General features: G+C 68.7%; 7 protein-coding genes. 6 read left to right on the forward strand and 1 reads right to left on the reverse strand.

From position 1 onward, the window contains the following. Nucleotides 1-599: helix-turn-helix domain-containing protein (locus tag Q0066_RS11545; RefSeq protein WP_298133037.1), on the reverse strand; the 599-nt coding region annotated here is incomplete at its 3' end. Nucleotides 600-1400: 801 nt separating this feature from the next. On the opposite strand from Q0066_RS11545, the gene Q0066_RS11550 reads away from it, so the two are divergent. The 6 genes from Q0066_RS11550 (at nucleotide 1401) to Q0066_RS11575 (ending at nucleotide 8248) form a co-directional block, all read left to right on the forward strand. Further along, nucleotides 1401-2426, forward strand: coding sequence for a histidine kinase (locus Q0066_RS11550; RefSeq protein ID WP_298133039.1), 1026 nt, complete (start codon nucleotides 1401-1403; stop codon nucleotides 2424-2426). Next, nucleotides 2423-3040: a response regulator transcription factor gene (locus Q0066_RS11555; RefSeq protein ID WP_298133041.1), complete on the forward strand. Its 618-nt coding sequence runs from the start codon at nucleotides 2423-2425 to the stop codon at nucleotides 3038-3040. Before Q0066_RS11550 ends, Q0066_RS11555 begins: the two co-directional genes overlap by 4 nt. Nucleotides 3041-3371: 331 nt before the next feature. After that, nucleotides 3372-5930, forward strand: a complete 2559-nt coding sequence (locus Q0066_RS11560; RefSeq protein ID WP_298133047.1) for a sodium-translocating pyrophosphatase — start codon at nucleotides 3372-3374, stop codon at nucleotides 5928-5930. A 73-nt stretch (nucleotides 5931-6003) separates the two neighbouring features. After that, nucleotides 6004-6702: an ABC transporter ATP-binding protein gene (locus Q0066_RS11565; protein ID WP_298133048.1), complete on the forward strand. Its 699-nt coding sequence runs from the start codon at nucleotides 6004-6006 to the stop codon at nucleotides 6700-6702. Beyond that, nucleotides 6699-7394, forward strand: coding sequence for an ABC transporter permease (locus Q0066_RS11570; RefSeq protein WP_298133044.1), 696 nt, complete (start codon nucleotides 6699-6701; stop codon nucleotides 7392-7394). The genes Q0066_RS11565 and Q0066_RS11570 overlap by 4 nt, the downstream gene beginning before the upstream one ends. Beyond that, complete coding sequence (locus tag Q0066_RS11575; protein WP_298133045.1) at nucleotides 7382-8248, forward strand: COX15/CtaA family protein; 867 nt, start codon at nucleotides 7382-7384, stop codon at nucleotides 8246-8248. The genes Q0066_RS11570 and Q0066_RS11575 overlap by 13 nt, the downstream gene beginning before the upstream one ends. The last annotated feature ends 52 nt before the right edge of the window (nucleotides 8249-8300 follow it).

Consider the following 8300-nt stretch of genomic DNA (forward strand, 5'->3'; position numbering starts at 1 on the left):
TCCAGGAGTTGGGCGAAGACACGGGTCTCGGCCTCACACAACTCGGGGAACTCGGCCGCCACCAGGGCGACCGGACAGTGATGCTGGCACAGCTGTTTGCCGCTGGCCACGGGATGAGCCGAGGCCACGTAGCCGGCATCGTTCAACGCCTTCACCAACGCGTCGGTGGGATTGTCGTATTCCCCACGCAGCTCGTTGAATCTGGTCTCGATGCCGGTGACGAACTCTTCGGCGAACCGCTGGACGCCGTCCGGGCCGAGAGACTCGCGGACGAAGCTGAGCGCGTCGATGGCCAAGGTGTCGTAGGCGTGCGGGAACTCGGCCCGCCCGGCATCGGTGAGCTCGAACACCATGGCCGGACGGCCCCGGCCGCGGGCACCATAGACCCGCTGCTGGCGCGAACTCAGATGGCCGACACCGATCAGCACCGACAGGTGCCGCCGGACGGCCGCGGGAGTGAGATGCAGCCGTTGGGCCAGTTCGGACGCCGTCGACGGGCCGTGCTGCAGGATGGACCGGGCGACGCGAGCCCGGGTGGACGCGTCGGACTCGGCCACCGGCGTCGGGACGCCGGATTTGGTGACCGCTTCCTTTTTCACAAGAACATTCTTGTCGAATCCGCGCCAGGGTCAAACTTCTTAGGATCGCCTAACCCTGGCTACGGCGTCAGCGCTGGTTTCGCGTCCCGCACGGTGATACGGGAGGCCTTGCCTGAGCCTGCCAGCCCTCCGTGGTCGACCCTGTCGAGACCGTCGCCCGGGGTGCTGATGACCTAGTCTCGCCGCCGCCCCGTCCGCGTTGTGGGGTGGTGTGCGACGCCGGAAGAACGTGCGGACGCCGTGAAGGCTCCGGAGCGCGCGCAGCGCGCGGCTTTGACCAGCAGCAGGACGAGGCCAAGCGCGATGGCGCCGGCCAGAAACCAGGCGTCAGTCATCTTCCCTCCTGGACGACCGATGCCGCTGGCGGCGCCATCGCGACTTTCGTTACTGCCTGGCCGAGCCAGCGTGCGGACAGCCCGGCCAATACGGGAACATTTCGCACCAGTCCATGTCATTGGATTGGCTCGACGTGACTCCCACCACCACCGTTGCCACCAGTACGGCCGCGACCACGTGTGGGACAAGCACGAGGCGGCTGCGAGGGTGACGCGGTTGTGTTCTTGGCATGTCCGACGATGACATCTGCCGTCTGCGACACGCCGTCCAAATAGGCCAGGACTGATCTTTTGTCCGAAGCGAATGGGCCGATGTCGAACCAATGGCCGACTAGCCGTGCGGCTCGCACCGAGCTTGGCTCGAGCCGACAGACAGGGTTTGATATGCCACATGCGGCCCACGCGAACACATCGACTGCTCCTCGGTGGAACTCTCGACCTCGCGTTGCTGGCCATCCTGGCCGCCGTGACAGTACCGATGGGGCTGAACTTCGGCGGTCCACTGGGCCTGGTGGTCGATCTGGCGGCCTGCCTGGCGGCCGCGTTGACGCTCCGCTGGCCGCGGGCCGCCGGCGCTGCGCTCGGCATCATCCTGCTGATCTACGTGGTGGTCCCCTACCAGTTCACCGAGATGGGCGACTATGCCGCCCTCATCGTCGTCCTCGGCACCGGAATCCGCAGCCAGCGGCGCACCCGGGCGATGCTCACCGCCGGCTACCTGACGATCCTTGCCATCCGGCAGTTCCAGCTCTATCAGACCGGTATCCAGCCGATCCTGAGCACCCTGGCCTGGGCTGCCCTCTTCGCGGTCATGTGGCTGATCGGAAGTGCGATCGCGGCGTTCGACAAGGCCCAGGAGCAGGCGCGGCTCGCCGCACTGGCTCAACAGCGCCTCGCCTTGGCCCGCGAACTCCACGACACGATCGCGCGGAGCCTCGCCCGGGTCTCCCGACAGATCCACGACGCGGCAGCCTCGGGCGACCCGACCGAGCTCCGGTCGGTCGCCGAGCAGGTCAGCGAGGCCGCCGGGCAACTCCGATGGATGTTGGGCGCCCTGCGCGACTCCGATTCCGAAGCTGAACTGCTGACCGGCGCACAGAGTTCCCTGGCCGGGACTGTTCGCGACAGCGTGGCGCAGCTGCAGTCGCACGGCTTTCAGGTGAGCACGTCGATCGACGGCAGCCTGGACGACGTGCCCCCGGAACCGGGCCGAGTGCTCAGCGAGATCGTGCAAGAAGCCACGGCCAACGTCGAACGGCACGGGGCGACAGACCGTCCGTGCGTGCTGACCGTTTGCATCGACGCCAACTCCGTCGATCTCGCATTCATCAATGAGGTGCGTGAGTCGGGCAGCCCGTCCGGCTCAGCGCGTCCGCTGGGACTGCTCGGCGCCGCGGAGCGGTTGGCGCTGGTCGGTGGCCAGCTGGAGGCCCGCCGGGAAGGCACCCACTGGATCACCCGGGTGATGATCCCGATCGCGGCCCGGACATGACCCGCGTCATCCTGGTCGACGACGACCCGCTGGTGCGCACGATGCTGACCAACTGCCTGAACGCCGCACCCGGCCTGGTCGTCCGCGGCTCCTACGGGTCGGGAACCGACGCGGTCGCGGCCGTGCCCGCCGACCAGCCACACGTCGCGCTGGTCGACATCGTCATGCCCGACCCGGACGGCCCGGAGACCACCCGGCTGCTGCGCGCGGCATCGCCGCGGACGCAGGTACTGGCGCTCACCTCGTTGGCCGATCCGCAAGCCGCTGCGGCCATGCTCAACGCCGGAGCCCTCGGCTTCCTGCCCAAGGACCTGGCGCCCGAGGCGATCGTCCACGCGGTGCAGTCGGCCCGGCACGGGCTGGCCGTGCTCGGCGGCGCCGGCGCCGGCCTGGTGGACCGGCGGCCCAGTACCGACCTGGCCGAGCTGCTCAGCCCCACCGAGCGGAAGATTCTGCTGCTGATCCGAGAGGGACGCACCACCGAGCAGATCGCGCGCGAGGTGTACCTGTCGCCCTCGACGGTGAAATACCACGTCACCGCGCTGATGGAGAAGCTCGGCGCCACCAACCGGGTGACCCTGGCCATCCGGGCTCTGGAACTGGGGCTGTGTTAGGGAAGTGCCGATCAAAGCCCCTCCGTCGTCATCGCGGACTTGATCAATCGCCATCCCGGACCTGATCCGGGATCTCTCCCGCCCGAGATCCCGGGGTCGGAGCCCGGGATGACGGAGTGACCGGCGGTTCCGACAAGCTCAACCGACGAGCGGTGCCCGGCCGCTGAGACGTCATTGACCGCCCTGTGACCTTCCGGCGAAGCCGCGGACGACTACGACGCCCGGTAGTAGCTTGAATCGCGTAGACGGCCAACGCCGGCCGCCCGTGACATCTCGTGAGGATCTCGTGACCGCGGCTTCGCACCCTGTTTCCGAGCGGACGCGTGCCGCTCTGCTCTCGCTCAGCGCCCTGCTCGGCCTCGCTCTGGCCGGCTGCTCCGGCAGCGCCACGGCACCGCCCCCGCCGGCGGGCGGCGGTGAGGCCAACCTGAGCCTGCCCGACCTCGACCAGGCCACCTTCCTGGGCGTGCTCACCGGCAAGCAGCTGCTCGGCCTGGGCCTGCTGATCGCACTGGCCGGTCTGGCCTTCGGCATCGTCCGGTTCGTCCAGGTGCGGCGGCTCCCGGTGCACACCGCGATGCGCGAGGTCTCGGAACTGATCTACGAGACCTGCAAGGCCTACCTGATCCAGCAGGGCAAATTCCTGCTGGTGCTGTGGGCCTTCATCGGTGCGGTGATCCTGGCCTACTTCAAATTCCTGGCCGACCTGAGCTGGGGCCGGGTGGCGATCGTGTTGGCGTTCAGCATCGTCGGCATGGCCGGTTCCTACGGCATCGCCTGGTTCGGCATCCGACTGAACACCTACGCCAACAGCCGGACGGCCTTCGCCGCGCTGCGCGGCCGTCCGCTGCCGCTGCATCAGATCCCGATGAAGGCCGGGATGAGCATCGGCATGGTGCTGATCAGCGTGGAACTGTTCATGATGCTCGCGATCATGTTGTTCCTGCCCCGCGAGATCGCCGGCTCGTGCTTCATCGGATTCGCCATCGGCGAGTCGCTGGGCGCCTCCGCGCTGCGGATCGCCGGCGGCATCTTCACCAAGATCGCCGACGTCGGCTCCGACCTGATGAAGATCGTCTTCCGGATCAAAGAGGACGACGCCCGCAACCCCGGTGTGATCGCCGACTGCGCGGGTGACAACGCCGGCGACTCGGTCGGCCCGTCCGCCGACGGGTTCGAGACCTACGGCGTCACCGGCGTCGCCCTGGTCACCTTCATCCTGCTCGCGGTGCACGAACCGCTGGTCCAGGTGCAGCTGCTCTGCTGGGTCTTCTTCGTCCGGGCGATCATGGTGCTGGCGTCCGCGGCGTCGTATGAGGTGAACGCGGTGATCACCACCGCGAAGTACCGCCACCTGCGCACGATGGACTTCGAGCGTCCGCTGACCAACCTGGTCTGGATCACCTCGGTGGCCTCCATCGCCGCCACCTACCTGACCTCGTACCTGCTGATCGCCGACCTCGGCGACGGCACCCTGTGGTGGAAGCTGGCCAGCATCGTCTCCTGCGGCACCCTGGCCGGCGCGCTGATCCCCGAACTGGTCAAGGTGTTCACCTCCACCAACTCGGTGCACACCGAAGAGGTGGTGAAGAGTTCCCACCAGGGCGGCGCCTCCCTGACCATCCTGTCCGGGCTGGTCGCCGGCAACTTCTCGGCCTACTGGCTCGGGATCGCGATCATCGCGCTGATGGCGGTGGCCTTCCTGATCTCAGGGCTGGGGGTGGGCGCGCTGATGGTGGCTCCAGCGGTGTTCGCGTTCGGCCTGGTCGCGTTCGGCTTCCTCGGCATGGGCCCGGTCACCATCGCGGTCGACTCCTACGGCCCGGTCACCGACAACGCCCAGTCGGTCTACGAGCTCAGCGTGATCGAGGAACGCCCCGGTGCCGCCGAGGAGATCCGCGCCGACTACGGCTTCACCCCGCACTGGGGCCGCGCCAAGGCACTGCTGGAGGCCAACGACAGTGCCGGCAACACCTTCAAGGCGACCGCCAAGCCGGTGCTGATCGGCACCGCGGTGGTCGGTGCGACCACGATGATCTTCTCGATCATCATGGGCCTGACCCACGGCATGACCGCGAACCTGGACAAGCTGTCGCTGCTGCATGCCCCCTTCCTGCTGGGCCTGATCACCGGCGGCGCGGTCATCTACTGGTTCACCGGCGCATCCATCCAGGCCGTCACCACCGGCGCGTTCCGGGCCGTCGAGTTCATCAAGGACACGATCAAGCTGGACGGCGGCTCGCGGGCCTCCGTGGACGACTCGCGCAAGGTGGTCGAGATCTGCACCCAGTACGCCCAGAAGGGCATGCTGAACATCTTCCTGGGCATCTTCTTCGCCGCGCTGGCCTTCGCCTTCGTCGAGCCGTACTTCTTCATCGGCTACCTGATCTCGATCGCCCTGTTCGGGCTGTACCAGGCGATCTTCATGGCCAACGCCGGCGGCGCCTGGGACAACGCCAAGAAGATCGTCGAGACCGACCTGGCTGCCAAGGGCACCGACCTGCACGACGCGTCCGTGATCGGCGACACCGTCGGCGACCCGTACAAGGACACCTCCTCGGTGGCGCTCAACCCGGTGATCAAGTTCACCACGCTGTTCGGCCTGCTGGCCGTGGAGTTGGCGGTCAGCCTCAACGCCCAGGGCTACCAGGCACTCACCTGGACGCTGGCCGCGGTCTTCTTCGTCGCCCTGTGCGTGATGGTCTGGCGGTCGTTCTACGGCATGCTGATCGACCGCGAGTTGCCGACCGCCGCCGAGCTCGCCGAGCCGGACGCCGCGGAGCCCGAGGTCGACGGGGTTCCCGTCGACGATCTCCAGGCCGCGCTGGGCTCCGGCCGGAGCCTCGGCTCCCATGCGGTGATGGTCGGCATCGAACGCGACAGCTACTAGGAAGTCCGTCGTCGAACAGCACTATGGGAACCGGGCGGTGGCGGTCGGCGTGGCGGCATATGCTGACCCGGTGATCCCCTCGTACGCCCTGGAGCTGGACGGGGTCACCGTCAGCTTGGGCGGACGACGGGTGCTCGACGCGCTGAGCTGGACGGCGGCGACCGACGAGGTGACCGCCCTGCTGGGCCCCAACGGGGCCGGCAAGACCACCACATTGCGCTGTCTCACCGGCATGCTCCGCCCGGACGCCGGCCGCGTCCGGGTGCTGGGCGGGCCGCCCGGCGGCGCCAACGAGCGACTGGGCCTGATGCCGCAGTCGGTGGGCGCCTGGTCAGCGGTGAGGCCCGGCGAACTGTTGCGCTACCTGGCCGGCCTCTACCCCGATCCGGTGCCGGTGGACGAACTCGTCGAGGCGCTCGCCCTCGGGCCGCTGCTGAATCGTCCGTACCGGCGACTGTCCGGCGGAGAACAGCAGGCGGTGAACCTGGCCGGCGCACTGGTCGGACGCCCCGACCTGGTGTTGCTCGACGAACCGACGTCCGGCATGGATCCGCATGCTCGGCGACGCACCTGGGAGGTCATCGCCGGCCTGCGTGGGCGCGGCGTCTCGGTGCTGCTCACCACCCACGACATGAACGAGGCGGCCCGGCTGGCCGACCGGGTCTGGATCATGGACGCCGGGCGCGTCACCATCTCCGGCACCGTCGCCGAACTGACCGCCGAGGCGTCCCTGGAGGACGTCTTCCTGCGCCATACCGGGGGTGCGGTGTGAACCCGACCCGGGTGCTGCGGCATGCCGCGATGGAGCTGCGGATGCTGCTGCGCAACGGTGAACAGCTGCTGCTGGCCTTCGCCATTCCGCTGGGCCTGCTGCTCGGCGGGCTGGCCTGGGGTCCCGGTCTCGGCCTCGATCCCCGCGTGTTCCCGGCCTCGGTGGTGGCGGTCGCGACCTGGTCGACGGCATTCACCTCGCTGGCGGTGGCCACCGGCTTCGAGCGCCGCTACGGCGTCCTGGAACGGCTGGTCGCCACCCCGCTCACCCGCGCCGACCTGATCGCCGGCAAGTCGCTGGCGGCCACCACCCTGGTCGCGATCCAGGCAACGCTGCTGGCGCTCGTCGCGGTGGCCTGCGGATGGCGTCCGGTCTGGACGGCGGCCGGCGCGCTGAGCGCGGTGCTGGCCACCGTGCTCGCCATCGCCGCCTTCGCCGGGCTCGGGCTGCTGCTGGCCGGCACGCTCAAGGCCGAGGTCACCCTGGCCCTGGCCAACCTGGTCTATCTGGCCGGCCTGGCGCTCGGCGGACTGATCGTCGACCAGCCGCCCTGGCTGCCGACCGCGGCGCTGGGCACCGCCCTGCGCGCGGCGTCCGAGGGCGCCCTCGCACCGCTCGCACTGCTGATCCTGGCCGCCTGGGCGGCCGCACTCACCCTGATCGCACGAAAGGTGTTCCGATGGACCTCCTGACCGGCCGGCGGAGTCTGCGCCGTTGGGCAGTGGCCAACCTGATCGCCAACATGGTGATCGTCTGGACGGGCGCGCTGGTCCGGCTGACCAAGTCGGGGCTGGGCTGCTCCACCTGGCCCGAGTGCGACGCCGGCTCGTATGTGCCGCAGCCCGAGGCCGAATGGCATGCGTTCATCGAGTTCGGCAACCGGACGCTCACCTTCGTGCTGATCATCATCGCGCTCGGCACCGCGATCACCGCGTTCCGCACGGTCAGGGAGCGACGGATCAGGGTGTTGACGATCGTGATCGGCCTGGGCATCGGCTTCCAGGGGGTGATCGGCGGAATCACCGTGCTCACCGAGCTCAATCCGTGGGTGGTCGGGCTGCACATGGTGCTCTCGGTCGGCCTGATCGTGGCCTGCGTGACCGTCGTCCACGACGCCTTCGAGCTGCGTCCGGTCGGCGTCCCGCGGCGGTTGCGGCTCGCCACCCAGGCGGTGTTCTGGCTGTCTTTGGCGATGATGTACCTGGGCACCGTGGTCACCGGTGCCGGACCGCATTCCGGCGACGGCGCGGCGCAGCGCAACGGTTTCGACCTGAGCGAGGTGGCCCGCCTGCATTCGGTGACGATGTGGATCACCCTGGCGATCACGCTCTGGCTGGCTTACGCCGCGCGCGGCGTCCGGCGGCTCCAGCGGGCTGCCCTCGGAGTGATCGGCACCGCCGTGCTGCAGGCGATCATCGGGTACACCCAGTACTTCAACCACCTGCCGATGGGTGTGGTGTTCGCCCACATGATCGGCACCACGCTGTACACGGTGGCGATCAGCCATTTGTGGCTCTCCGCCACCTCGGAGCCGGAGCTCCGCTGAGCTCCTCGGTGAGTCCGCCCCCTCGGTCGAGACCCGGGAACCGTTGGTCGAG

Source organism: Micropruina sp., from assembly GCF_027492755.1.
GTDB lineage: Bacteria > Actinomycetota > Actinomycetes > Propionibacteriales > Propionibacteriaceae > Micropruina.